The sequence below is a fragment of the Neobacillus sp. DZ-9 genome, assembly GCF_059587065.1.
Genome location: NZ_JCAIOL010000004.1, coordinates 458,481 through 484,296, shown reverse-complemented (window position 1 = coordinate 484,296; position 25,816 = coordinate 458,481). Strand labels below are relative to the sequence as shown.

General features: G+C 43.3%; 23 protein-coding genes. 2 read left to right on the top strand and 21 right to left on the bottom strand.

Features of this window, described 5'->3' with window-relative positions:
* Positions 1 to 61: 61 nt before the first annotated feature.
* The 9 genes from AC59HZ_RS14080 to AC59HZ_RS14040 all read right to left on the bottom strand — a co-directional run bounded on the left by AC59HZ_RS14080 (position 62) and on the right by AC59HZ_RS14040 (position 7,602).
* A complete protein-coding gene (locus AC59HZ_RS14080; RefSeq protein ID WP_496546436.1) occupies positions 62 to 565 on the bottom strand; it encodes a GNAT family N-acetyltransferase in 504 nt (167 codons plus the stop codon).
* A gap of 2 nt (positions 566 to 567) precedes the next feature.
* Positions 568 to 1,113: an HD domain-containing protein gene (locus AC59HZ_RS14075; RefSeq protein ID WP_496546435.1), complete on the bottom strand. Its 546-nt coding sequence runs from the start codon at positions 1,111 to 1,113 to the stop codon at positions 568 to 570.
* Positions 1,114 to 1,190: 77 nt separating this feature from the next.
* The gene (locus AC59HZ_RS14070; RefSeq protein ID WP_496546434.1) at positions 1,191 to 2,264 is read right to left on the bottom strand and encodes a sulfate/molybdate ABC transporter ATP-binding protein; all 1,074 of its coding nucleotides are present in this window, start codon (positions 2,262 to 2,264) and stop codon (positions 1,191 to 1,193) included.
* A 2-nt stretch (positions 2,265 to 2,266) separates the two neighbouring features.
* A complete protein-coding gene (cysW, locus tag AC59HZ_RS14065) occupies positions 2,267 to 3,139 on the bottom strand; it encodes a sulfate ABC transporter permease subunit CysW (protein ID WP_496546433.1) in 873 nt (290 codons plus the stop codon).
* A 333-nt stretch (positions 3,140 to 3,472) separates the two neighbouring features.
* Positions 3,473 to 4,294, bottom strand: a complete 822-nt coding sequence (cysT, locus tag AC59HZ_RS14060; RefSeq protein WP_496546432.1) for a sulfate ABC transporter permease subunit CysT — start codon at positions 4,292 to 4,294, stop codon at positions 3,473 to 3,475.
* A gap of 120 nt (positions 4,295 to 4,414) precedes the next feature.
* Positions 4,415 to 5,488 carry a sulfate ABC transporter substrate-binding protein gene (locus AC59HZ_RS14055; RefSeq protein WP_496546431.1) on the bottom strand — a complete coding sequence of 358 codons (1,074 nt, stop codon included), beginning with the start codon at positions 5,486 to 5,488 and terminating at the stop codon, positions 4,415 to 4,417.
* A gap of 170 nt (positions 5,489 to 5,658) precedes the next feature.
* Positions 5,659 to 5,826 (bottom strand): YezD family protein, encoded by a 168-nt coding sequence (locus AC59HZ_RS14050; protein WP_496546430.1) that lies wholly within the window; start codon positions 5,824 to 5,826, stop codon positions 5,659 to 5,661.
* Between the two features lie 282 nt (positions 5,827 to 6,108).
* Positions 6,109 to 6,615: a GNAT family N-acetyltransferase gene (locus AC59HZ_RS14045; protein WP_496546429.1), complete on the bottom strand. Its 507-nt coding sequence runs from the start codon at positions 6,613 to 6,615 to the stop codon at positions 6,109 to 6,111.
* A gap of 15 nt (positions 6,616 to 6,630) precedes the next feature.
* Entirely contained in the window at positions 6,631 to 7,602 is a 972-nt protein-coding gene (locus tag AC59HZ_RS14040) for a glutathione S-transferase family protein (RefSeq protein ID WP_496546428.1), read from the bottom strand.
* 238 nt (positions 7,603 to 7,840) lie between these two features.
* On the opposite strand from AC59HZ_RS14040, the gene AC59HZ_RS14035 reads away from it, so the two are divergent.
* Complete coding sequence (locus tag AC59HZ_RS14035) at positions 7,841 to 9,145, top strand: helix-turn-helix domain-containing protein (protein WP_496546427.1); 1,305 nt, start codon at positions 7,841 to 7,843, stop codon at positions 9,143 to 9,145.
* 249 nt (positions 9,146 to 9,394) lie between these two features.
* The gene (locus tag AC59HZ_RS14030) at positions 9,395 to 13,144 is read left to right on the top strand and encodes a S8 family serine peptidase (protein ID WP_496546426.1); all 3,750 of its coding nucleotides are present in this window, start codon (positions 9,395 to 9,397) and stop codon (positions 13,142 to 13,144) included.
* 311 nt (positions 13,145 to 13,455) lie between these two features.
* Here AC59HZ_RS14030 and AC59HZ_RS14025 read toward each other — a convergent pair whose 3' ends face one another.
* The 12 genes from AC59HZ_RS14025 to AC59HZ_RS13970 form a co-directional block, all read right to left on the bottom strand.
* A complete protein-coding gene (locus tag AC59HZ_RS14025) occupies positions 13,456 to 13,587 on the bottom strand; it encodes a YjcZ family sporulation protein (RefSeq protein ID WP_496546425.1) in 132 nt (43 codons plus the stop codon).
* A gap of 193 nt (positions 13,588 to 13,780) precedes the next feature.
* On the bottom strand, positions 13,781 to 14,743 hold the full coding sequence (locus AC59HZ_RS14020) for a VOC family protein (protein WP_496546424.1): 963 nt from the start codon (positions 14,741 to 14,743) through the stop codon (positions 13,781 to 13,783).
* 95 nt (positions 14,744 to 14,838) lie between these two features.
* On the bottom strand, positions 14,839 to 15,624 hold the full coding sequence (locus AC59HZ_RS14015) for an SDR family NAD(P)-dependent oxidoreductase (protein ID WP_496546423.1): 786 nt from the start codon (positions 15,622 to 15,624) through the stop codon (positions 14,839 to 14,841).
* 117 nt (positions 15,625 to 15,741) lie between these two features.
* Positions 15,742 to 16,251 carry an aromatic-ring-hydroxylating dioxygenase subunit beta gene (locus tag AC59HZ_RS14010; protein WP_430064203.1) on the bottom strand — a complete coding sequence of 170 codons (510 nt, stop codon included), beginning with the start codon at positions 16,249 to 16,251 and terminating at the stop codon, positions 15,742 to 15,744.
* Positions 16,252 to 16,290: 39 nt separating this feature from the next.
* Positions 16,291 to 17,595, bottom strand: a complete 1,305-nt coding sequence (locus AC59HZ_RS14005; protein ID WP_496546422.1) for an aromatic ring-hydroxylating dioxygenase subunit alpha — start codon at positions 17,593 to 17,595, stop codon at positions 16,291 to 16,293.
* 98 nt (positions 17,596 to 17,693) lie between these two features.
* Positions 17,694 to 18,479: an aspartate dehydrogenase gene (nadX, locus tag AC59HZ_RS14000; RefSeq protein ID WP_496546421.1), complete on the bottom strand. Its 786-nt coding sequence runs from the start codon at positions 18,477 to 18,479 to the stop codon at positions 17,694 to 17,696.
* 197 nt (positions 18,480 to 18,676) lie between these two features.
* Positions 18,677 to 20,128: an aldehyde dehydrogenase family protein gene (locus tag AC59HZ_RS13995; protein ID WP_496546420.1), complete on the bottom strand. Its 1,452-nt coding sequence runs from the start codon at positions 20,126 to 20,128 to the stop codon at positions 18,677 to 18,679.
* Between the two features lie 6 nt (positions 20,129 to 20,134).
* Entirely contained in the window at positions 20,135 to 21,823 is a 1,689-nt protein-coding gene (locus AC59HZ_RS13990) for a thiamine pyrophosphate-binding protein (protein WP_496546597.1), read from the bottom strand.
* Between the two features lie 26 nt (positions 21,824 to 21,849).
* Positions 21,850 to 22,641, bottom strand: a complete 792-nt coding sequence (locus tag AC59HZ_RS13985; RefSeq protein WP_496546419.1) for an SDR family oxidoreductase — start codon at positions 22,639 to 22,641, stop codon at positions 21,850 to 21,852.
* A gap of 15 nt (positions 22,642 to 22,656) precedes the next feature.
* Positions 22,657 to 23,571, bottom strand: coding sequence for a VOC family protein (locus tag AC59HZ_RS13980; RefSeq protein ID WP_496546418.1), 915 nt, complete (start codon positions 23,569 to 23,571; stop codon positions 22,657 to 22,659).
* A 128-nt stretch (positions 23,572 to 23,699) separates the two neighbouring features.
* Positions 23,700 to 24,236, bottom strand: a complete 537-nt coding sequence (locus AC59HZ_RS13975; RefSeq protein WP_496546417.1) for a cupin domain-containing protein — start codon at positions 24,234 to 24,236, stop codon at positions 23,700 to 23,702.
* A 158-nt stretch (positions 24,237 to 24,394) separates the two neighbouring features.
* Complete coding sequence (locus tag AC59HZ_RS13970; RefSeq protein ID WP_496546416.1) at positions 24,395 to 25,672, bottom strand: MFS transporter; 1,278 nt, start codon at positions 25,670 to 25,672, stop codon at positions 24,395 to 24,397.
* Positions 25,673 to 25,816 lie beyond the last annotated feature (144 nt).

The window sequence follows — 25,816 nt, the reverse complement described above, 5'->3', positions numbered from 1 at the left end:
CAAAGCCATTTTAACACATAATTTCTCTCCTCATGAATCGACTTTGTTAAATTTCGATGATTTATAAATGCAATACCATATGCTCATCTGCATAATATACGCCATTTATTTTCATGGCCTTTTCCTCATATCCATACTCTTTAAATCCTAATTTTGTATAGAGCTTTTTTGCCTTTTCATTACTGGCCATAACAGATAAGTTTATTTTTTCAATTGCTGCGACTGATTTTGCTTTCTTTATAGCCTCGGTCATCAGTGTCTCGCCGACACCTGAGCCGCGTTTTGACTGCGTTACATACATAGCATAGATATTGGCCCGGTGCCTGATTTTTTCCGCCTGTTCTTGCAGTAATGTGACGACACCAATCAGCTCCCCATTTTCAAACGCACCAAACGTATAGTTCCCTGGCTGACTAAAGTTACGGGCTGTCTGTTCAATCGGGTTTTCTCTTTTCATTGCATCTTCATAACTTGTTAAAAAGGCCTCTGGATTTTGTTTTAATGCTTCTAACCTTAAACCCCAATACTTTTCAGCATCAGCTGAAGTTAGCAATCTAATTTCCACCCTTAATCCCCCTTGCGAAATAATTGATCCACTTCTATTGTTAAGTCCTCTAACAGAGAAAAAGTTGATTGGCTGCCCAGGCTTTTTACGATATTCGTATAATACCACTTTTGCTGATCCTTTCCGGCATTAAACCTGTCCCATACCTTGTCGCCAACCTGTTCATAATCATTTAAAATGGAGCGGACATTGTGGAGTTTATCAGCACAGACTACTGCACGAATTCCTACAGAAGCGGTCTTTAAAAATTCTATCGTATGTTCCTTCCTAGCTTTCCAAGGCTGTGATTTATCTGGTTCGGAGCAGCCTGCCACAATTTCAGCAATTTTCGCTCCAAATTCCCGCACAATATCTTCTAATGTAAGTTCTGTATCTTCAACAGTATCGTGCAGGATCGCCGCTGCGACGACGTCATCGCTGTACCCCGCCTTCAATACCAGCATCCCGACTGCAGCAGGGTGGGCGATATAAGGTATATCGGTATTTTTCCTGCATTGGTTTTGGTGTGCTATACTAGCAACTTGAAGTGCTTTATCAATTACATCCATATAAATGACCTCCCTTACCTTTTATTTTACAAGGTTAAGTGGAGAAATGGAAAAAACAAGCAGCAATCTGCTTGTTTTTAAATTGAAAAATCGTCCGGTATAAAAACCTTCAACTGTTTTGGTTTTACGTACACATCTTCCCCAGTTTTTAGATTGAGGCTTCGATAGCGTTCTTTTGTTAATTCCGCTTCTAAAAAATCACCGTTATCTTTTCGAATAAGTTCAAGCTGGACCACCGCTCCAACCAAATGGATATAGCTGATTTTTGCAGCAACTGAATCAAGGCTTTTTGCTCGTTCAATGCTGATATCATAGGGCCGGACATAGCCAACTGCATCCGTATTCATCGATTCCGCAAATTCAGGCGGTGCGTCGACCTCAAAATTCCCATGGCGCAGTTTCCCATTATGCAAACGCCCCTTAAATAAATTAACATTACCTAAGAAATGATAAACAAATGGACTATTTGGATTTTCATAGACTTCTTCAGGTGTACCAATCTGCTCAATTTTCCCTTCATTCATAACAACAATCCGATCCGCAACATCAAGTGCCTCCTCTTGATCATGCGTCACAAAAATACTAGTAATCTGGTAATCATCATGCAGCTTTCGAAGCCACCTGCGAAGATCTTTCCGAACCTTTGCATCCAAGGCACCAAATGGCTCATCTAATAGAAGGACCTTGGGTTCAACTGCCAAGGCTCTTGCAAGTGCGACCCGCTGCCGCTGTCCGCCAGACAAATTGGATGGATAGCGGTCGGCATAAGCCTCGAGCTTTACTAGTTTCAGTAATTCATAGACCTTGTCTTTTATTTCTTGTTTGGAAGGTCTTATTTTTCTAGGACGCACCTTTAACCCATAGGCGATATTATCAAATACGGTCATATGGCGGAACAAGGCATAATGCTGGAACACAAACCCGACTTTACGCTCCTTGGTATGGATGTGGGTCATATCTTCATTCCCGAAAAGAATGGCTCCCTGATTTGCCGTTTCTAAACCAGCAATAATCCTTAGCAAGGAAGTTTTTCCCGAGCCGGACGGGCCAAGAAGGGCAACGAGTTCTCCTGTTTGAATATCGATATTAACATTTTCAAGGGCGTTAAAGGTGCCGAATGATTTTGAGATGTTTTGAATTTGGATGCTCATTTTTAGGAAACTCCCTTCGCTTTCCATTCAATTACATTTTTTATGATCAAGGTAAAGATAGCGAATAACGACATTAACGATGCGACAGCAAAGGCCGCAGAAAATTGATATTCATTATATAAAATTTCAATATGAAGCGGCATCGTATTGGTCACTCCGCGAATATGTCCAGACACAACCGAAACGGCGCCGAACTCTCCAATCGCTCGAGCAGAACACAAAATAATGCCATACAAAAGTCCCCATTTGATATTCGGCAGGGTCACCAGCCAAAATGTTTTCCAGCCGCTGGCACCTAGTGTCATGGAAGCTTCTTCATTGGCGGTTCCTTGCGTCTGCATCAATGGTATCAGCTCCCGGGCGACAAATGGCAGAGTCACCAAAAGAGTCGCAAGTACAATTCCCGGTACGGCAAAAATGATTTTGATATTATGTTCCAGCAGCCACTGTCCAAACAGACCGTGGGCACTGAATAATAAGACAAATACCAAACCTGCGATGACAGGAGAGATTGCGAAGGGCAGGTCTATTATGGTAATGAGAAGGCTTTTGCCTTTGAATTGGAATTTGGTCACGACCCAGGCAGCCGTAACACCAAAGATGGCATTCAGTGGAACGGTAATTATGGCTATTGTAGCAGTTAGCTTAATGGCCGCTAAGGCGTCGGGGTCGCTTATCGCATTTAGAAAAACAGGTATACCTTTTTCGAAGGCTTTTATAAAAATCGCTGCAAGCGGTAAAAGCAAAAACAAACATATGAATGCCAAGGCGATTGAGATTAGGAACCAGCGCACCCAGCGAGGGTCTGTATCTTGGTTTTGGATTTGGTTTTGTTGTGGAGCGGTTGAATATTGCAAAGAAACATGTCCGGCCATCGTTTTCCTCCTTGCTTATTAAAAAATTTTTTTGATTATTGTTTGCTATACATTACCATTTCTTTGTTTCTAACCTTTTTGGTCACGTAGAGTCTCTCTACGTGACCCTTTTCCCTGTTTCAAACTCTTTTCGGTCACGTAGCCCCTTTCTACGTTACCCTTTTCCCTGCTTCAAACTCTTTTCGGTCACGTAGACCCTTTCTACGTTACTCTTTTCCCTGCTTCAAACTCTTTTCGGTCACGTAGAGTCTTTCTACGTTACCCTTTTCCCTGTTTCTAACCGTTTTCGGTCACGTAGAATTCTTTCATGATCTGTTATCTTGCCGAATTTCGCTAAATAAACTTTCGATTAGTCCACCACTGCAATAAATTAATCATAAATAACATAATGAAAGAAAAAACAAGCATCACGGCAGCAATGGCAGTAGCTCCCGCGTAGTCATATTGTTCCAGTTTGGTCATGATTAACAGCGGGGTTATTTCTGTGCGCATCGGCATATTTCCAGCGATAAAAACTACAGAACCGTACTCGCCCAAGGCCCGGGCAAATGCTAGTGCGAAACCTGTAAGTGCCGCCGGCAGCAGCTCTGGGAAGAGTACTTTTACAAAAGTTTGCAGTCGGTTCGCCCCCAAACTTGCAGAGGCCTCTTCGATTTCTTTTTCTAGGCTCTGCAGCACAGGCTGTACGGTGCGAACAACAAATGGTAAGCCGATAAAGGTTAAGGCAATGGTAATGCCTAGTGGTGTAAACGCCACTTTAAATCCCAGGAATTTTCCAATCCAGCCATTTTCCGTGTACAATGTCGTTAAAGCAATACCAGCAATCGCCGTCGGCAAGGCGAAGGGCAAATCGACCAGCCCATCAATGATTCGTCCCCCCGGAAAACGATAGCGAACCAACACCCATGCGATTAAAACACCGAATACAACATTGATAACCGCTGCCAGTAAGGAGGCACCAATACTGAGCTGATAGGAAGCCACGACCCTTGGCTCAGAAATTGTCTGCCAAACTTTTGACCACGGGGCATCAGCAGAATTAATGAATATCATCGATAATGGCAGAATGACGAGAAAACTAATGTAAAACATCGTAAATCCCAGTGAAAGACCAAATCCGGGAAGCACATGATTCCTTTTTAAGGAACGAAACATGAGGTTGACCCCTTCCGCTTTAAACTTTTTGGGTAAATGAACCACTTCATTTACCCTTTAAGCTCTTTTTTTCCTGTTTGGGGAAATGAAAGGGCTCATCTTTCTATAAACTCTACAAAATTATTTCGGTTGATAAATTTGATCAAACGTTCCACCATCATTAAAGTGCTTTTCCTGTGCTTTTTTCCAGCCTCCAAAATAGTCATCAATCGTTACAAGATTAATTTTTGGAAAAACATCCGCGTACTTGGCGAGAATGTCTTGATTGCGCGGGCGATAATAATTTTTGGCAACAATCTCCTGTCCTTTATCGGTGTATAAGAATTTCAAATAAGCCTCTGCCGCTTCTCTTGTTCCCTTTTTATCCACCACTTTATCGACCACGGCAACCGGCGGTTCTGCGAGTATACTTAGGGATGGAACAACTATCTCAAACTTGTCCTTGCCTAACTCATTTAGCGTCAAGAATGCCTCATTCTCCCAAGCTATTAAAACGTCACCAATACCGCGTTCAACAAATGTCGTCGTTGCTCCACGTGCTCCAGAATCCAGCACTTCAACATTTTTATATAATTGGCTCATGAAGTTTTTGATCTTTGTTTCATCACCGCCGAATTTTTCCTGTGCATAAGCCCAGGCAGCCAAATAATTCCATCTCGCTCCACCTGAAGTCTTCGGATTCGGCGTGATGACGGAAACGCCTTTTTTCGTTAAGTCATCCCAATCCTTTATGCCCTTGGGATTTCCCTTTCTAACAAGAAAAACAATCGTGGACGTGTAAGGTGTGGAATTATCGTCCAGCTTCTTTTGCCAATCCTTTGAAAGTAAGCCGCCCTTGTCTGCGATTTCATCGATATCATAAGCTAAGGCAAGCGTCACGACGTCTGCTTCAAGGCCGTCAATGACAGCCCGCCCCTGTTTCCCTGAACCGCTATGTGACTGTTGAATCGTAACCTTCTGGCCAGTTTTCTTCTCCCAATCCTTCGCGAATTCCGCATTAACCTCCTCGTAAAGCTCTCGAGTTGGGTCATAGGAAACATTTAATAATTCAATCGGCTGTTTCTTTTTAGCCGCATCCTCCGTTTTCTTGGCAGGCTGACTGCCTGCCTCATTGCTGCTGCATCCCGCAAGAACAAGAGCAAAAAGCATGAGAAAGAATGATAATTTGTAAGCAATTTTTCGACTTAATAACATTGTTAATCCCCCTTTTTTCTAATAAAAAAGGCTGCCTATTTTAGCTCAATGCATAAAGAGATGTTGCCTTTATCAGGCAGTATGCTCCATTAGCATTATCTAAAAATAAGCAGCCTTCAGTACGACTGATCGGCAACCTTGTTTGTAAGAGTACGGTTTACATAGTGTGGTCACTTTTGGTTCTTTACCCTCGCGCTTTTAGAGGCAAAGCGCATTTTCTCTGTCTTATCTATTTGTGTGATATTACCTTCATGAACGGTTATAATTACAGAACCATACTCCATATTTTTTAAAGTTGATAAAATAAAATTAGCTTTCTCTTGATCCACTATTGCCATTTTCTCACTCTCCTTTTAAACTACCTATTTCATATAAGTTTACTTGGTTTTATTCAAATAAAAATTCCCCTTTAACTGACAACAATGCGGACTCCCCTTACTAATCGGATAAAACATATCATCCACTCCCCCTTCTGAACAAAAAAAGGCCTACACCCAACAAGTGAGTATAAGCCTTTGGTTATCCAATCAGCTTAATATTAAATTACCTGGCAAACTTTTAAATTATTACCATTTTATTCTGACTTTTCCGACCTGTCAAGTGTGTTTTTGAAAAATCTCTTATTCTTTAAAAACTAACCGGAATGCCTTTACCACGATCCCATCATCCGCTGGCACAAAATCCAATTGGGGCACTCGTTCAAAGCCAAGGCGTTCATACAATCTCATCGCATCATCCATAAATTCTCCCGTATGAAGTCCAATTGCTTTATGTCCTTTTGCCTTCGACCGTCCTATACATTCATTAATCAAAGCTGTTGCTACCCCTTTGCCCCTTGCTTGCGGGGAAACCGCAAGCATACGGATTTCCGGATAATCCAGTTCTTCCACAAATCCGTCATAGGCATTCGATTTGGCAGGAAACAAAACGACACTCCCTAGTATGGCACCATCTACAACAGCCACAATCCTCTCGACATCTGGGTTAGTATCGCTCTCTGATAAAATGCCTCGTTTCAATGCCTGCCAATGCCCATCGGGAATTTTTTTTGCATGTTCCTCGTAGGAAATAACTCGCTGTTCTCGAATATACGGCAGTTCCTCATCATTAGCATCACGTATGATCACTTTTATACACGCCCCTTAATAGATTAAAAACTTTTCTGTTTTAGTACTTAACACTTCACGGTTATGCTGCGAATACAAACCTGATAAGTCCGGACCCTTCGGCAATATATGAAAGCTTTTTTGATCATCTCCAGCAATATGGTTGGATAAATGATAATGCACTTTAATAGCATGAAAATCAGTCGTATCCCCAAATCCGGGTGTTTGATAGAGATCACGCAAATAGCCCCATAGATTGGAAAAATCAACAATCCGGTTGCGGTTTGTCTTGAAAGCCGAGTAATAGGCGGCATCGAAACGGACTAATGTGGCATATAGCCGGACATCTGAATCTGTAATATATTCACCAAATAAGAAGCGGCGTGTGGAGAGACGCGCTTCCAATTCATCTAATCTGGCAAATAAGGTATCATATGCTGCTTCATAAGCTTCTTGAGACTGGGCAAAACCACATTTATAAACACCATTGTTAACATCATGGAAAATGATATCATTTAAAGCATCTATCTCCCCATGCAAGTGTTCCGGATACAAATCGGGAGCATTTTCTTTATGTAACGAGGCCCACACGGTTTCCAGGTAATTTGTCAGTTTAAAATAATCATTGTTTACTACTTTTTGTTCCTTTACATCCACCATCACAGGAACAGTTGGACGGCCAGAGTATTCGGGTTCTGTTTTCTGATAAATTTCACTCATGTATCTGATTCCGAGTACTGGGTCTACACCGCCTTCATCAAGTGAAAATTCCCAGTCCACATGGGGGAGTTTCGGACGCATTGGGCTGGCGGTTCCTAAACTGATGGCTTCTTCCAGGCCAAGGATACTGCGAACGATGACCGATCGATGCGCCCACGGACAGACAGCCGACCATAAAAGCCGATATCTTCCCGCCTCAACAGGAAGCTCCCCTTCTTTAGTACCAAATGGTGTCGTAAATCGATTTTTCTGGCGATTAAATGAACCATCCGAGTTGATTTCTTTCATTACTTTTGACAAAAAAAAACACCTTCTTTATTGATTTTATCCATTTTAGTATTATTACGTTTTATTAGTCAATTAATATCACTGACTATATGTAATATTCAGTTAAATATCCATTAATGATTTCTTCTTAGTGCGAAAATTGAAAAATTAATCCAATTTACTTAATTACTATTAATCTATAAGTAGTTAAAATGGAAAAAAGTCCTTTATTTTCGTTCCAGGAGAGTAGGTAGATTGCATGTCCATAGGAAAAGTGATTTATTATCATCGCAGAAAGCAAAATAAGACGCAGGAACAGCTATGCCATGGCATTTGCTCGATTACACACTTAAGCAAAATAGAAAATAATACGAAAGACGCCAATCCCAAAACACTGAAGCTGTTATGTGAAAGATTGCAGATTTCTATAGAGGAAGAAAACAAAAAGACTGAATTAATCAGGCAGAAGCTGGATTTATTTTACGAGACAATCGAACGGATGCACCAGGAGAAGGCTGGTGTTTTATATAAGGAATTGCAAGATTACAAGGAATACGTTCATTGTACCGACATGATTTATCTTTATGAGTTATATATGCTCCGCTATTACTTGCTTTTAGATAATTTTTCATCCTTTGAAAATTCCTCCCTAGGTATTCATCGGTATGTCACAAAATTTTCTCCGTTTGAAGCTTATGTGTGGGACTTGCTCCAGGGAATCTATAATGGCAGAAAGGAGCAATTCCCTAGGGCACTCATTTTCCTATCACGTATTGAAGGACAAGCTGAGCAATTTCAGACCAAAATTTCAGAGTACTATTATTATCGTTCGGCCTTGCACGGACATTTATGCCACTATTCTTTGTCCATTCATTATGCCTATAAAGCCTTGCAGGTCTTTCAAAATACAAACAACTTTTTGCGAATTGTCTATGTGAAAATGATTCTAGCCGTTAATTTTATTTATATTGGTGAATTTGATAAAGGGAAAGAAATGCTTGTCCATATTTTAAGTGACGCCGAAATGCTTCAGGATACAGAAACGCGATCCCTTTCATTACATAATCTAGGGTTTTTGTATTACAGACAGGGTAAGATTGAGGAATCAGTGGACTATTATTCACAAGCCCTTCATCTCAGAGAAAAAAATACACCCTATTATTACATTACAATTTCCTATCTTGCAGAGGCGCTTATTTCTGATTCACAAAATGACAAAGCGGCGGAAATATTAACCAATGTGTTAGAGTCCTTTCAGGATCAAAAGTCCCCACGCTACATTGAATTAAAAATCCTATATTTAGAAGCAGCTGGTCCGAAAAAAACACTCATTCAATATCTAATTAAACACGGACTAGCTATTATTGAAAATCATATGCCAAGTGATAGAGGCAGTAAATATCTACAGATGATTGCTGCTTATTATGAAGAAAAGCAGGACTTTGTTTCGGCCAACCACTATCTTCGTATCGCTAACCAACACCTTAAGAACCAGCTTTTCAACATTGGGTCCCCAGTAGAACTCAGGAAAGTAAGTGTACGTAAGGAAAATACTCACTACTAAAAAAGAATAATAGGACAATTGCCAGCAGCAATTGTCCCTTTTTGTCGTTTTGATGAAATTGTCCCAAGTTGATAGCATGATAAATTAACTTTTTTTTACAGTAAGAATCCCACTTCTTAAAAAAATTCAACGTATATCGCTTTCAAAATGTCAGAATTGTCCCAATTAACAGTAGATTTAATTCACTCTATAATCTTTTAATAGAGATAGATTGCAAGACAAATTTTTTACAGAATAGGAGAATGCAAAATGGAAAAGCCTAGATTCAAGAAGTATTTTGCGGCGATGATGACTACTGCTCTTCTTACCGTACCCACCCTTCAAGCGTTTGCCGATGACTCTAGCAAAAGTTTGGTAAAATCTGCAGACGGCATTTCAGAAGTTCTTCAGGGTATTAACGCAAAAGCAAGTACAGGAAAGCATGTCATCACGCTTATTACGGGGGATGTTGTCACTGTAACAGAGTTAGCCGATGGGCAAAGCGTCATTAGCGTAGAACCCGCTGATCATGCTGGCGGCGGGGCACGAATTATGACAATCAACAAGGATACATATGTCATACCTGACCAAGCAATGTCTTATTTAGCCTCCGGCTTCTTGGATAAGGATTTATTCAATATCTCCACGCTCATTGCTGATGGATATGATGATGCCTCTCAAAATACTTTGCCTGTCATCGTTCAATATTCTGAGTCTAAAACTCGTTCTGCTGTGCCTAAACCTACACCAAAAGGAGCCAAGCAAACCCATGTGCTAGAGAGCATAAATGGTGTGGCACTTTCCACTGATAAAAAGCAAACGAAAACATTCTGGCAAGACATCACTAAAGGAACGCAACCAGCCAAGGCTTCACGGGCAGCGTTGACTCCAGGAATCGAAAAGGTCTGGCTAGATGGCAAAGTGGAAGCCACCCTTGCAGAAAGTGTTCCACAAATTGGCGCACCAACGGCTTGGAATGCCGGTTATGACGGAAAGGGTGTAAAGGTAGCAGTGCTTGACACCGGAATCGATGCGGAACACCCGGATATTGCTGGTCAATTGGATGCTTCAAAGAGCTTTGTCCCTGGCGAGGACGTAGAAGACCATCACGCTCACGGTACACATGTAGCATCCACTGTACTTGGAACAGGAGCAGCGTCAACAGGAAAGTATAAAGGAGTAGCGCCGGGAGCCCGCCTACTAGTAGGGAAGGTGCTTGGTAATGACGGCTTCGGTCAGGATTCTTGGATTATTGATGGAATGGAATGGGCTGCACACAATGCCAAGATTGTTAGCATGAGCTTAGGCAGCTCGGAGCCCAGTGACGGAACAGACCCGATGGCAGAAGCAGTGAATAATCTAAGTAAAGATACAGGCGCACTGTTTGTTATTGCTGCAGGCAACACGGGAACTGAAAGCATTGGTTCACCAGGCGCTGCAGATGCAGCCCTTACAGTTGGTGCTGTTGACAAGTCAGATAACTTGGCTTACTTTTCTTCAAAAGGCCCTCGCTTCGGAGATATGGGCTTAAAGCCGGATCTTACTGCTCCGGGTGTAGATATTACTGCGGCCCGCTCTCAATTTGCAACTTCGGGCAGCGGCTCTTATCTCAAGATGAGCGGCACATCGATGGCAACACCTCATGTTGCTGGAGCGGCAGCCATTCTCGCACAGCGCCATCCTGATTGGACAGGGACGCAACTAAAGGATGCGCTGATGAGTACAACCAAGAAACTGGACAACATTAAGCCATATGAGGGCGGAACCGGCCGACTTGACGTAGCAGCCGCAACATTGGGAACTGTACGTGCGAAAGGATCCATCGACTTTGGCTTTTTTGACTGGCCGCATGAGGGAGATGCTCCGGTTGAGAAAAAAGTTACGTACACGAACGACAGCGACCAGCCAATAACACTGGATCTTTCTGTAAAGGTTACAGATAACAGCGGGTCAGAAGCGCCTGCTGGGATGATAAAACTTTCAACAAACCAAGTAACTGTCCCTGCAAATGGTACTGCTGATGTTTCCGTAAAACTTGACCCACAGCTTGGAGCTCTCGGTGCCCGTTACCAAGGGCAGCTTACCGCCTCTGCTGATGGTCAAACAGTGGTCCATACAGCGATGGGTATGATCAAAGAAGAGGAAAGATATCCGCTAACTTTAAACGCAATCGATCGTGACGGAGCTCCTGCCCTAGCGTACATCAACCTTCTTGGTCCTGATGGAGTTCCACAGTTTATGGCCGTTGACGGTACGAAGGAATTGCGACTGCCGCCTGGAACTTATTCGGTTATGTCGATGATGGATGTTGACGTGAATACAGATCATGCCGGTGTTGCACTCGTCGGTAACCCTGAAATCGACCTAACTGGACCGCAAACAGTTGAACTGGATGCCCGTAAAGCGAACGAAATAACCGCTAATGTCCCAAAAGAGACCGAAGCGAATTTTAGAAAAATGGAATATCACCGTACGATTGATGGAAATATCGTCGAGGACATTTACGTACTGCCAGTTTGGAAGGATCATATGTACGCTCAACCAACTAAGCCAGTAAAAAATGGTGATTTCACCATGAACACACGCTGGAGACTTACAGAGCCGTTATTGACGATCAACTTCCACGGCCAAGAATTAGATGATATCCCTCAAGCGGGAAGTACGCTTCTAAAAGGGAAATACAATTTGGATACCGTATATGCAGGCAAGGGTGCTGCATCAGAATATAATGGATTGAATGTAAAGGACAAGGCCGTTATCGTGGAACGCAGTGATGAAGTATCCGGTTCAGAGAGGGCTGCGGCAGCCTATAAGGCCGGGGCTAAACTCTTGATCACTGTAAATGATGGACCGAAAGAACTGAGCGAATTTGTTGGAATTGAAAATGAAGATTTCTCACTTTCAGATAGTCCAATTCCGGTAGCTGCTATTAGTGGAACAGAGGGTAAAAATCTCATTGAAGCTGCCCGTTCTGGAAAATTGAAATTGAATGTCGAAGGTAATCCTGATAGTGATTTCATTTATGATCTTGTCGATAACCATCATAATGCTATACCAAAGGATTTAACCTATTCACCTAAAACAAAGGATCTTGTAAAAATTAATACTCAATATAGATCAGACCGCACGGCTCCAGGTGCAGAGTTCCGCTGGGATCTCCCGGCATACCGCCCAATTGGAGTAGGCTACCCTATGAGTCTATCCCTGCCAGCTGTCCGAACAGAATGGGTATCTGCCCAAGAGGGTACATCCTGGTATCATCAGGCTAGTGTGCTAGACGGCCAATGGGAAGTGCGTCAGCCTTTAGCCCAAAACAAGCCAGGGCAGCAGTTAGAGGAAGACTGGTTTGCTCCGGTAGTCCGCCCTCGCTTTGGTGATGGCTTCTGGGTACCTTACCGTTCAGGGAACAGCCTGATTATCAATGTTCCTGCATGGGCTGATTCTGGCTTAGGAAGCACAGGGGCAGAAATGACTTACCCTGGTCAGCAAACACTAAAGCTATATCAAGGTTCTACACTCGTGAAGGAAGGTATTGGACAAGCAATCTATTCTTTTGCAAACTATCCTGTTGAAAATACCCAATATCGAATAGTCAGTGATGCCTCCCGTGATGAGGAACGCTGGCATACATCCGTTCGAACCCATACAGAGTGGACGTTCTGGTCTAAACAGCAAGAGGAATTTAAAACAGATTTACCGCTGCTTTCGCTTGATTACAAAGTGGATACTGACATGAACGGAGATGCCCTTGCCGGTCATTCGGCCAAAATTGGTTTGTCGGCGATCCAAATTTCAGGTGCCCCAGGAAATGGAAAAATCGATGGAGCATCCCTTGAAGTTTCATTTGACGAAGGAAAATCCTGGGAAAACGTTGGATTAATTGCTGAAGGGAAGGGCTGGACAGCCACGATCAAGCATCCAAATAAACCGGGAGGCTTTGTCTCCCTTCGGGCCAGTGCCTGGGATGATGCCGGAAATAGTATTAAACAAGAGATAATAAAGGCATACGGATTACAATAGTGGAGATTTAAAAAATTGAATTTCGAATCGTTGAATATAAAAAAGTAAGCTTCAAAAGGGAGCTTACTTTTTTAATGTATTCTTCGTAAATCGATGCTGTCTTGTCACTTTTCTGCGAAATAAAACACAAGAAACGTCTGCTGATCAAGCAAACGTTTCTGAGGAGGTAAAAATTTTATTTAGATTTGGCTTTGGTGTAATAATATACTATGTACAAGATAGGAAAAGTGAATAGACAAGTGCTGACTCTGATAAAAAAATTTCAACAAAAAAAGCCATTACAGGCTTTTTTTGTTGAAAGTATTGTTTACTTAGAAACAGATTACTGCTCCTACGATGATTAACAAAATAAACAATACAACGATTAAAGCAAAGCCGCAGCCGAAACCGCCGCCATAGCCATAGCCGCCACAACAACCACCAAATCCACCATAACCGAACATACTATAGACCTCCTTTAGACTTATTCCCTACAATTTATGTAAAGAAACTAAGATGGGGAAGGGCTCTTTCCCTAGAAATTTTATGGAAAAAATACAGTACACATTTTGGACGAAAAAGTTTACTTCTCTTCAAAACAAAAAAGCCCCGTTTTAGGGACTTCTTTTGAATAAAATTTCGAATCTTTTCCCGCACTTAGTATCTTTCAAGTAATTCGATGATTACTTTGTATGCAGCGGTCGTATCCATATAAGCGTATCTGCCTTTGCCGTTCCAAAAATTCCCTCGTTGGATAACTGGATAGCCAAGATCCTCTAGCAATTTCACTTTTTCATCCATATCATGTACGACGAATGAAATATGGTGGACACCTTCTCCTTGAGTTTCGAGATGCTTTTTCCACGTGCTTGGCGAATCACCCGGCTCAATTAATTCCAGCTGAAGTAAAGGTGTGTTAATAAACATATATTTAGACATTGCATCGGTTGGCTGGCCTTCAAAAACAACCTGAGTAAGCTCGCTTGGACCTGAATGAATAACCGGTGGTCTTTCCACCCCCAATAATCTGCAGTACGCTTCAGCCGCTTCATCCAGATCTTTTACAACAATCGCAAGCTGTTCGACTTTATTGGTTCCTAATAATGGAGTGAAGACTTCAGCAGGTGTTGTGTTGTCCCTTGGCTCCGCACTTTCGAGCAATTCCACTAGTGTTTTATAATCTGTTAATGTATCTACATACACATATCTGCCGTCATTCGATGTAAATTCGCCGCTCTGCAGGAGTGGATATCCGTTTTCCTCAAAAACTGGAACTCTATCTTTTATAGAATCTACATCAAAGGCGATATGATGAATGCCTTCTCCCGCAGTATCTAAAAATTCACGCATGGTCCCAGGTTCTTGATTCGGTTCAATCAATTCAAATTGCACAGTTGGCGTATTCATAAATACTAGTTTACTGCGCGAATCAGTCGGTTGACCGCGAAAGACCACTTTTGATATATTACGGTCACCGGTTAAAAACCAATTTGGTTTTGGAATGCCAAGAAGTTTAGCAAATGCTTCTGATGCCTGCTCAAGATCACGAACAACAAATGCAATTTGATTGATGACGTTATTGCCGGCCAGCGGCTTTTTTTCCGTCAATGATTCGGTCATCTTGATTCACCTCAATTTTTATAGCTTTTTTGAAAAGATCTCTTGCAACAGACAATTTTTCCTCCACCAAAATAAGGGCGGTGACAGTCACCCCCCTATCCAAGACCGCGAACAGCCAGCCCTCCATCACTCGAAATTATTTCACCTGTAATCGCACGTGCCTGATCAGAGGCGAGAAGAAGATAGGCTCCAACATGGTCTTCCGATTTCATGGCAATTTGCAAAGGGTTCCGTTTTTTTATGCTTTTCTCTTTCGTTTCGTTATCGACGATTTTGACAAAAGGCTGTAGAGGCGGGATAACATGCAGGGCAGTTAATGTTCCTCCAGGCGCTACTGCATTGACACGGATATCCGGTGCCAGTTCAAATGCCAATTGGCGCATTAAGCCAATTTGCGCATGCTTGCTTGCCGTATACCAAACACCGCCGCCATCCGGATAGAACCCTGCGCCGGAAACAGTGAAAATCATATTCCCGGACGTCTTCTTCAGCTCTTCCACTGAAGCTTTTGCTCCGTTAAAATATCCCTTCACATTGATATCAAACAGAAGATTGTAAGCAGAGGACATGGCTTCCGGTGATACCGTTTCAAACTTGGCAAATCCATCGAATACTCCGGCATTTGCCACAAAAACATCCAATTTGCCGTAAGTTTGGACCGCTGTCTGGACTGCACGAACATGATCCTCATAGACTGTGACATCGCCTTCAATACATTGAACCTTTTCACCTAAAAGCTGTTTTAGTTCATGCAATCCAGTGGCAGATTTATCAAGGATGGTGACTGTGGCACCTTCCTTCACAAATGTCTCCGTGACAGCTTTGCCAATACCGGAGGCACCTCCGGTCAAATAAATTGATTTTCCGTTAAGCTGAGACATCAGGGTGCTCCTTTCTATTTAAAACTGCTAATTTTAGAGTTTTGTTTACGAGAGTAAATGCAGCTTATCCGAGAGTAATGTCGTTTATCTGAGAATAACGACAATTCGCTTTGACGATTAAACGAAAATAGCTAAATTTCTAGTATTTAATGTCGTTTGGTCAACGATGAAAACACGCTTGGACAGCTTCCATTCCCCGTCCACATAAGTGAATTCATCGTGTCGCTCGCCTGAAATTAAGTCGTGGTGAATATCGGTGCTGCGGCTCCGGTAAATCGTCAAATAACTGTTGACGACCGCTTTTTCATTCGGCACATACTCCAGCAGGCGGACATTATTAACAGACCTGCGGGTACGAGATGGCGGAATTTCCGCCCAGGCGTAATCCGTTTTCAAACGATCCACCCGAATTTTCAATAATTCAATATCATCATCAAACGCGAACATATCTAAAGAATAATCGGGACGTTCAATCCCTTCCTTGTTGACCCTGACCGGCATTTGATACGAAATATCAGGGTGCAGCAGGCTGAACCAACCATCAAAATCAATATCATCGAGCAGCTTCGCTTCCGTATACAGCCACTGTTCAAATTCATAGGTTGCCAGCATCTTTTCCAAACTCATCTTGATCCCTCCAATCTTTTTATGCAGACCCCGCCCGCCTTAAGATGTCATCAGATCGAGCCAGTATCGATAAAAGTTCCGTTGATTTGCCTCTGTGAACTTATCATCATACACCACGCCAGGACCGACGAAATCCTCTACAGGCTTGCGGTGTAAGCCCATCGTATAATTAAAGGTCAGCTGCTTCACTAATGGCATCGTGCCTGAGGATGCCGCTGTTATATCCGTGAAGACCTCTGTATCATCCTGCTCAAAGATTCCTGACGGGCTGAACGTTAAAATATACGACTCACGTGAACGTCTCTTCCAATCAACCGATGCGTTTTTCTCCACTAAAAACCAAGTAATAACCTCCATTTTGTCAACGCCGACCGGTCTCCACAGGCGGACCGACGTATTAGAGATCAATTGGCCTTTTACCTTCGTATGAGAAATTAAGAAAGATAGATTCGGAAAAATATTGCCGATCATATTTTTCAAATTGGACAATACATCAAACTGTTCTTCTGTTAAATTCGCCTTGTATTCATCCATCAGTTCCACTGGAAACGCAAAATCTGGATTAGGGGTGCCCAGGTTTAAGCCATGTCCATTTTCTGTATGGATTTGATAGCCCTTTTTGGAATACGTAGCACTTGGTACCATCCCTAATTTCACGATCGAACCATGCGTTACCATTGTATGATAAGAATCGCCGACAAAATTATCCGCCCCGATTTTCCAGTTCGATTGAATAATGAATCGCTGCGGCGGCCCGATGACTTCCATTTCGGCACGGCCCACTAAAATATCGAGATACCACTTAAAATCACCTAAAAACTGTTCTAATGGTTCAGCGGCATCATTCCATGTCCCAAAAATCAGCCCCTTATAGGACTCGATTCGGATCTTCAAAAGCCCCATTCTCGATTTATCGAAGTCCTCGCCGTAAATATCTTTTTGCAGCGGCACACCGATACAATCGCCATTATTTTTAAAATTAAAGCCGTGATACGGGCAAGTAAACGAAGATTTATTCCCTGCATCCGCCCGGCAAAGCTTCATCCCACGGTGGGTACACATATTGTAAAGACCACTGATGACGCCATCTGCCCCGCGGGTAATAATCACGGAGTAGCCGGCTACGTCCCTGGTAATGAAATCATTTTTGTTGGGAATTTCTGATTCATGACCGATAAACAGCCATGTCTTCAAAAATACTTTTTTATGCTCGAGGTCATAAATCTTTGGGTCACCTAACAGAGAGGCAGGAATTGCGCCAATTTCTGGCTGGACGGAGTCTTTTAAGTATTCAATCACATCTTGCTGTGACATTTCTTCAAGATTTATGTTTGTTTTCATCATCACCTATTCCCCCTATGTTCCAAATTTCCTATGTTTACAGGAGAATCCCCTGTTTTCTTCCTTATTATAAATGAACATCCCCATCTTCATTCTAGCACTTATCCGACCTTGACCACCGCATCTTTGTTTTTCAAAACAGACAAAACGCTGAGGGCAGCGAGGTAGCTTGTTCTCGGATTATTCGGCATTGGATCATTCTCGACAACCAGAGATAGTTTTCCAAACGACCCAGTTGCCTCAATCGAGTGGCTGTTTTTCCGGACAGCTGGATCCGAGATAATTTTAACTTCCGTTTTATCTGGACCCAGGCCCGCTAACGACAAAATGATTGATACATTAATATTTTTCGGAAACAATTCAATCGCTTCATGAGCTGAACCCTCGAACATCACTTGTTCGCAGTCGGCAGGAGCACCAGGCAGGGCCGCCGGCGGCTTCCTCGTTACAATCGAAACCGATTCCAGCTCGCCGATGGATTTCGCCGCCTTCAGGATATCCAATCCGCCAATCGCCCCTGATGGCAAATAGATTTTCGTGCCGTTTTTTTGGCAAATTTCTTCAAGCTGCCGGTAAAAATCCACATCGGCTAACGCTCCGACACTGCTAAGCACTAAATCCTTGCCGCTTGCAAGAATGGCGGCGGCATAATCCTTTACAACTTGTATTGTCGCCGCTTCGATCACAACGTCAATGTCAGCAGACTGGATCAGTGATTGCGGCTCTAGAAAACTTTCTGTATCAAACTGCTCCGCAAGCTGCCCTGCCGTTTGTTCGTTTCGAGTATAAAGGCCGACAATTTTACTCCCTGGAAGAAGACCATTGATATTGATGCTTTGAAGAAGGAACTTTCCAATATTTCCTCCGCCAATTAACCCTATTCTCATCTGGTTTCCTCCTTTCTAAAGTTAATGTAAGAGTCCTGACTTCGAGAATTGTCCAGCTCCAGCGCCTAGGGGCTCTTTGGTCTAAGCCAATCCGTCGAGAAGGTTAAAATGCAACCTTCTCGACGGATTGGCTTATGCTTGTCCCCCTAGGAAAAAATGAACTGCTTTTTTCCCTGGTCAAGGCGCTTCCGCTTTTCTTAGTTAGCCAAACCGTAAGAATCTGCGAAATATTCCAGCCCGCAATGTCTGGTTTCACGGGAAAGCCCGCTTTCTTTTAAACCTGGAAAATCAAGATGAAGGTCTTGGAACACGGTATGGTTATTATGGAAAACCGCACCGGCTTCCAAGCAGTCCGCCAATTTGACCGCAAGCGCTTCATCCTCTGTCCAAACAGACGCTCTTAAACCGAACTCGCTGTCATTGGCAAGCTTCACGACTTCATCCATATCGGAAAACGGCAGAATCGGAATGACCGGACCAAATTGTTCCGCCCGAACGATTTCACTTGTTTGCTCTATACCTGTAATGATAGTCGGCATGATGAAATATCCTTGTTCCCATGATTCCGGGTCGAGCTGAATTCCTCCCGTAATGACATTGGCTCCAGATTCAGCTGCCCTCTTAATCAGACCGTTAACGTAATCATACTGGGATTTGTTATTTAAAGGACCCATTTCCACATCTGGCTGAATTCCATTTCCAACCCGTATACGGCTGAATTCCTTCTTTAATTTTTCAACAGCTTCCTCATATCTAGATTCGTGCACATAAATCCTTTTAATCGCTGAGCACACCTGTCCTGCCGCGCGAAGAACTCCAAAACGCAGACGCTTGATCGCTTCATCATCCAAATTTACATCCGGAAGAAGAATTGCGGCATCGTTCCCACCAAGCTCCATGTACAGTTTCTTTACGGTGCCGCTGGCGGCGCGCATAATTTCCTTCCCCGTTTCCGTGCTGCCCACGAATGCAATCGTGCGAACCCTTGGATCCGAGCAAAGCGCATCCCCAATCACACCTCCGGAGCCTGACACAACATTGATGACCCCATCCGGAAAATAGGAAGCGACGACTTTTAAAAACGTCATGATCGTTAATGGACAACTGGTTGCCGGCTTCACAACCACCGTATTTCCAGTCAGAACAGCCGGGATGACCCGTTTAAAGGTCAGAATCATCGGTGAGTTCCAAGGCGAGATGATCGCGGCAACCCCGCGCGGACGCTTGCGAATTTGCACCTTTTGATTCCCAGGCAGGCTTTCAGGCTTCCACCATTCTAGTAATTCCTCTGCCCCTTGTTTCATAATATCTACACATCGAAGAATATCCTTTTTCGCTTCCACCAATACTTTACCATTCTCGCGGACTAGCAAACTGACATTCTCTTCCACGATTGCGCGGATCTCCTCGGCTGCCAGATGCATCCGGTTTGCTCGGTCCTCGATTTCAGTTCGCGACCAGCTTTCATAGGCTTTCGCTGCTGCGGCTACTGCCTGGTCCACATCCGCCTTTGAACATAAAGCCACCTCGCCGACCACTTCACTCGTATTGGCTGGATTGATGACATTCGCTGTTATTTCCGCTTGAATCCATTTTCCGTCAATCAGATATTTACCAGAAACCGCTGGATATGTTGAAATCACTGTCATTCCTCCTTATAACTTCTTCGGCTTGAAAGCATCAGCTGCACCCGGAGGACCTCCAAATGGTTTCGCCATTGGTCCAACCGCATCCATGTCTACTACAATCATCGTTGGCTTTTTGTTTTCTACGGCCTTCTCAAGTTCTGTGACAAATTCTGCTGGAGATCCGATTCGTGATGCTTCAAATCCCATCGATTGACTTAACTGCACAAAGTCAGGGCTCATCAAATCAACAGCTACTTGACGTCCATAAGCGGCACTTTGAATATTTCGAAGCACCCCGTAACCAGCATCATCAAACAGGACAATAATTAATGGCAGTTTTTCTTGAGCGGCGGTTGCCATTTCGCCGACATTGACCATAAACCCGCCATCACCTGCCATCAGGACAACCGGGCGATCCTTGAAGCCCATTTGCGCACCAATCGCAGTTGGCAGCCCTTGACCAATACCGCCTCCAGATGCGTGAATCGATGTCCTAGCTTCATAGATTTCAAATAGTCGGCTGCCCCACACATTCGCTTGAACGGTGACATCGCGGACTAAAATCGTGTTTTGCGGCAGTACTTTTCGCATGCCATCAAGAATTTGTTCATATGGTCCAAGTGTGGCTCTTAGCTGAGTACGCAATTCTTCCCGAACGGACTGTACTTCATCAAGATAAGCAGAATCCGGAACAATTGATGTATTAGATAATTCTTGATTTAACCCTTGTAAGATTTGTTTGGCATCCCCTACTAGCCCGTAGCTTGCCTCGTAGTTTCGATTAATCGCCAGCCAGTCGGCATCAATGGCGATGTGTTCTTGTGGAACAGTAACTTTCCAATTGGAGGTTTCATTCCCTCTAAATCGAACACCTATACTGATTAACAAGTCGGCCTTTTTCAGCAGGTCTTTCGTTAATTCATAAGCGGCAAAGTGACCGATGCACTGAGGATGGTCTTCTGGAATACTTCCTTTTCCAGACTGGCTTGTAATGACAGCCGCTCCAATCTTTTCTGCCAGCTCTTGAACTTCTTTTGATGCACTGGATGTAATCACTCCTCCTCCTGCCCAAATAACCGGACGGCGGGCTTGGGAGATTTTCATTAATGCCTCTTCAGGCAAATATGGAAAGGTTTGATTGGATGGAGCCATTGTTCTGATTTCATCAATCGGATAATTAGGGATAATAGCAGATTGAAAATCAATGGGGATTTCAAGCGTTACAGGTCCTGCCGGATAGGCAAAGGCGTCCTGAATCGCTTGCCTGACAACAGCCGCTGCCTGCTCAGGCCTTCTTAAACGGACCGCTTTTTTACTGCATCCTTCCATCATCGACAACTGGTCCTTACATTCATGGATATATCCCCTGCCAGTTCCTAGATATGATGAAGCCACCTCACCAGTTAGATGAAGAACCGGCACCCCTGCTGCCCATGCCTCAATTAAGGAACCTGCCGCATTCCCGGCACCCGTTCCCGTACTTGTAATCACTACTCCTAATTTCCCTGTCGCTCTAGCATAGCCGTCCGCCATATTGGCCGCGCCGCTCTCACCGCGGGAACAGACTAAATGGATGCTTCCTTCGCGAAGGATCGCATCATAGATTGGCATGTTGTGGATACTGACAATGCCGAAAGCCACTTCCACGCCGGCACGAACAAGTTCCTTTACTACTGCATCTGCTGTTGTAAATTCCATTTGCTTTTGTTCACTCATCATCTATTCCTGCCTTTACCCGAAAATTAAAGCGCTTTCCCCAGCGCTCCGGCTGTTTCAATCGTGGAACCCGATACATAACTTGCTTTCTCTGAGGCTAAAAATAAAATCACACTGGCTACTTCCTCTGCCTCTCCTACTCTTCCCAGCGGAATATTTCTCTTTTTTGCGAGGTCTGCATAATAATCTTCCGCTTTTATTTCAGGTGCATTTTTCAATCGGCGCCGCTCCCATTGATCGGTCCGTATCAAACCTAAGCTAACCGAGTTAACTAAAATATTATCGGAAGCAAGCTCTTGGGAAAGGGTCTTGCTTAAATTTAGCAATCCGGCCCGCGTTGCCGCTGTGGCAATCATATGACGTTCCGGTTCTTTCGCGAGCGTCGCATTGATATTGATGATCCGTCCGCCGCCCTGCTTGACCAAATAAGGATGAACCGCCTTCACCGCGTAAATGATGGCAAAGTATTTCAATTGGATTTGCTGCTCCCATTGTTCGTCCGTCACATCAAAAAAGTATCCCATAACACTTTGTCCTGCTGCATTCACAAGGATATCAATCCCGCCAAAATGGGCTGCTGTCCCGTTGATGAACTCGTTGACATCCTCTTTACTCGTTACATCGCATGTTGCCGCATAAATGGAATCTATGGAGCCAAATTGAAGGAGATGATCATAAGCTTTTTCCTTCCGCTCTGAGTTTCTGCCGCAGACCGCTACTTTAGCCCCCTCCTGAAGGAACATTTCCGCAGTTTTTAATCCGACTCCAGAGGTTCCTCCCATTATGACAGCTACTTTATCCTTTAATCCTAAATCCATCGTGTCACCCCTCCGTTACACCAATTCTTTTGCATTGACCCAGCCTGGATCCGGCTTTCCAGCCATCGCTGCCCGTGTTTCCGGCTTAGGAGGTCCGGCAATTCCCCATTGATCCATCAGATGCGGCACCCGTTTCCAAACACGTGCTACCCATTCGGCCTCATCTTCAACTGTTTCCAAATAACACGTATACTCCATGACAAACTTCGCTGGATCCTGGAAGTAGCAGAAAACATTATTGCCAGGACCATGGCGCCCAGGACCCCAAATTTCTTGGTAGCCTGCTTTTCTTACATTGGCGATTCCTCTCATCACCTCATCGACCGTGTCCACTTCATAAGCGATATGGTTAACAGAAGCGTGCTGGTCCTGATTAAAAGCAATCGAGTGATGCTTTCTGTTGCAGCGCAGGAACGCCATTTGGTGCTCGCTCCAGTCGGTTACCTTAAACCCAAGGACATTTGTATAAAAGTCGACAATCATGTCGAGATCTTTCGTATTCATCACCACATGGTTCAATTTAACCGGGTCGACGTTTTTCTTATTCCAAATCGTCGTATGCATTTCCACATAGGCCGATAATTCGATGCATCGATTTTCCGGATCGACAAAGCGCAGGCCGTAGCCTTTTCCTTCTTCATCTAGGTAACCCGGCTCGGAAACAATTTTGACACCCTTTGAAGCCAAGATTTCCGCTGCCCGATCGACTGCATTTTTATCAACCATGCCAAACGCGATATGGTGCAAGCCGCTTTTTTCACCGGCTTGGAGACTTAAAATATGATTTTCAGGACCTGCCCCGCGGAAGTAAACCGAGTGATCATCCTGAGATACTTTATCCAATCCCCAGATTTTTTCATAAAAATCAGCCTGCTCATTCAGCACCGGGGTAATTAAGCCGATGTGCCTTAAATGTGTAATGCCTAACATCTCGCCACCTCCAAAGTCTTTTGAAAGTCAACAGGGATGATCCCGCCTGTAAGGTAAGTGGACCATCCCTGTCAACGAAGAAATTCCTAGGTAATCAGGGAGTTTGAGTATGGAAACCCTGCCTAATCTTATTTTCCGTTAATAATTGCTTCTCTTTCTTTTGCACGCTGGATGCGAAGCTCTTCTAATGCGCTTCCCTTCGGATAAGTAGGAAGGTTCGGTTTCACGGCTCCAAGCATAACAAGCATGAGAGCTTCTTCATCGCTGTCGTTGCGGATTCCGCGGTAAACGCCAGGAGGTGAACTGATGCAGTCTCTTTCGTTTAAAACGATTTCATGAACTTCTTCTTTGCCTTCTTCCTGAATAAGAGCGGTTACAGTTCCTTTTAAGATAAAGAACACTTCTTCTACATCATCATGTAAATGAAGGGGACCTTCGCAGCCCGCAGGCAATACCATGGTGCTTAACGTAAAGTGTTCTGCAGCGATCACATTGCTGTCATTGTTGGCGGTTGCACCGCGGCCGATATAGCGCATTTGTGCTCTCTTATATTTTGGGTCGATTTCTTCTTGGAACTTTAAGACGTTCCAATCAAGGCTGCGATCCTTTAGTCTCGCCACATATTTTTTCTCAAATTCTTCTACTGAAAATTTTTCTTCAGACATTTTCCAGCACTCCTTTTGGTTTGTTTGTTTTATATATAAAACAATGTTTTCTTTATAAACCAATAATAAATCCCAATATTATAATTGTCAATTGAAAATATTGAGAAAATTATATTTTTTTAAAACTATGTTTTATATACGTAACAATTTAAGCGTACTTAAACGGTTACACGATTAGGTGGTATATTTTCAAGCTTGAGCTCTGAAGCTTCTTTCTTTAAGGTAAACAGATAGGCAATGAATCCAAGCGAAGCTGCGATAATCAACATGACGATCGAAGGCCCGAAATCCCCTCCAGAAATATCAACCATCCATCCCATAATATAGCTTGAAAACCCGCCAAGAATGTTGGTAAAGCCCATCAAACCAGCAGCACGTCCCGCTGTTTCAGGAGTAGAGAATTTAACAATAAATAAATTACTTAAATGGAATACACCGCCTTGTGCTCCCATCGCTAACCCCATACATACTCCTGCCATAACAGGTTGAGGTGAAAGAATTGCCGCTGTTAAAAATAACGTCGTCAAAAGAAACAGAATAGTCGCAAGTAAACCAGGACGCTTTGTTTTATCCGATAAGTACCCACAAATTAAGACGAATCCTAAAGCAAAAAGCCAGGATAAAGAGGTGATTCCTGTCATTGCTTCTCTTGTGAACCCTTTCGCGCCGACTAAATAAGTAGGGAGCCAAATACTAATACCGAAAAATAAAAATGATGCCACTAACATACCAAACCAGACAATCCAATAACGGAAATCCTGCACAAAATTTTGTTTTTTCGTTGATCCTTTGGAATCTGACTGGCGAATATAAGCTAATTCTTCTTTATCTAGTCGTGGATGTTCTTCAGGAGTATCACGAGTAAGGAAAATAAACATTGGAAGTACAATCAAAACATTAAACGCTGCTAAAATGAAAAAAGCAGTTTGCCAATGGAAGGTAGCAATCACAAGTGTTAAAATAATCGCTCCGCATGCAGGTCCTAAATAGTTTCCTGCCAGCCAGGAGGATTGCGCTCTGCCAAGTTCACGCTGATGGAACCAGTTAGAGATAAACTTTCCGCAAATCGGGATCATCATCCCTTCACCGATACCAAGGATGATACGGCTCACGATAAACATCTCATACGAAGTAGATAATCCCCCAATAACCATAGTAATCGCCCAAGCAGTCAGACCCAGAATACCTGTCTTTCTTGCTCCAAGCTTGTCGATAATAAAGCCCCAAAAAATATTGGATAAGGCATAAGAAATGGTAAAGACAAAAGTAATCATTCCAATTTTGGCATTCTTATCTGCACCTGTTATGCCTAGATCATTTAAGAAACCTTGATCCGTCTGTATAATAGAAATACCTAATTTATCAATTTGTCCAAAAAACCAAAAGAAGAAGATTGGTAAAGCAATATAAATCCACCTTTTGTTACCTTTTAGCATCTAATAGCCCCCTTTAGTTTTGAATATTCATGAACACGCTTCCAAAAAATTTTATTATTAGTATACTGCATATCAACGGACCTAAACGGACAATTACTCCTCCTTTTTTATTATTCGTAGTGATCTTTATGTTTTATATACAAA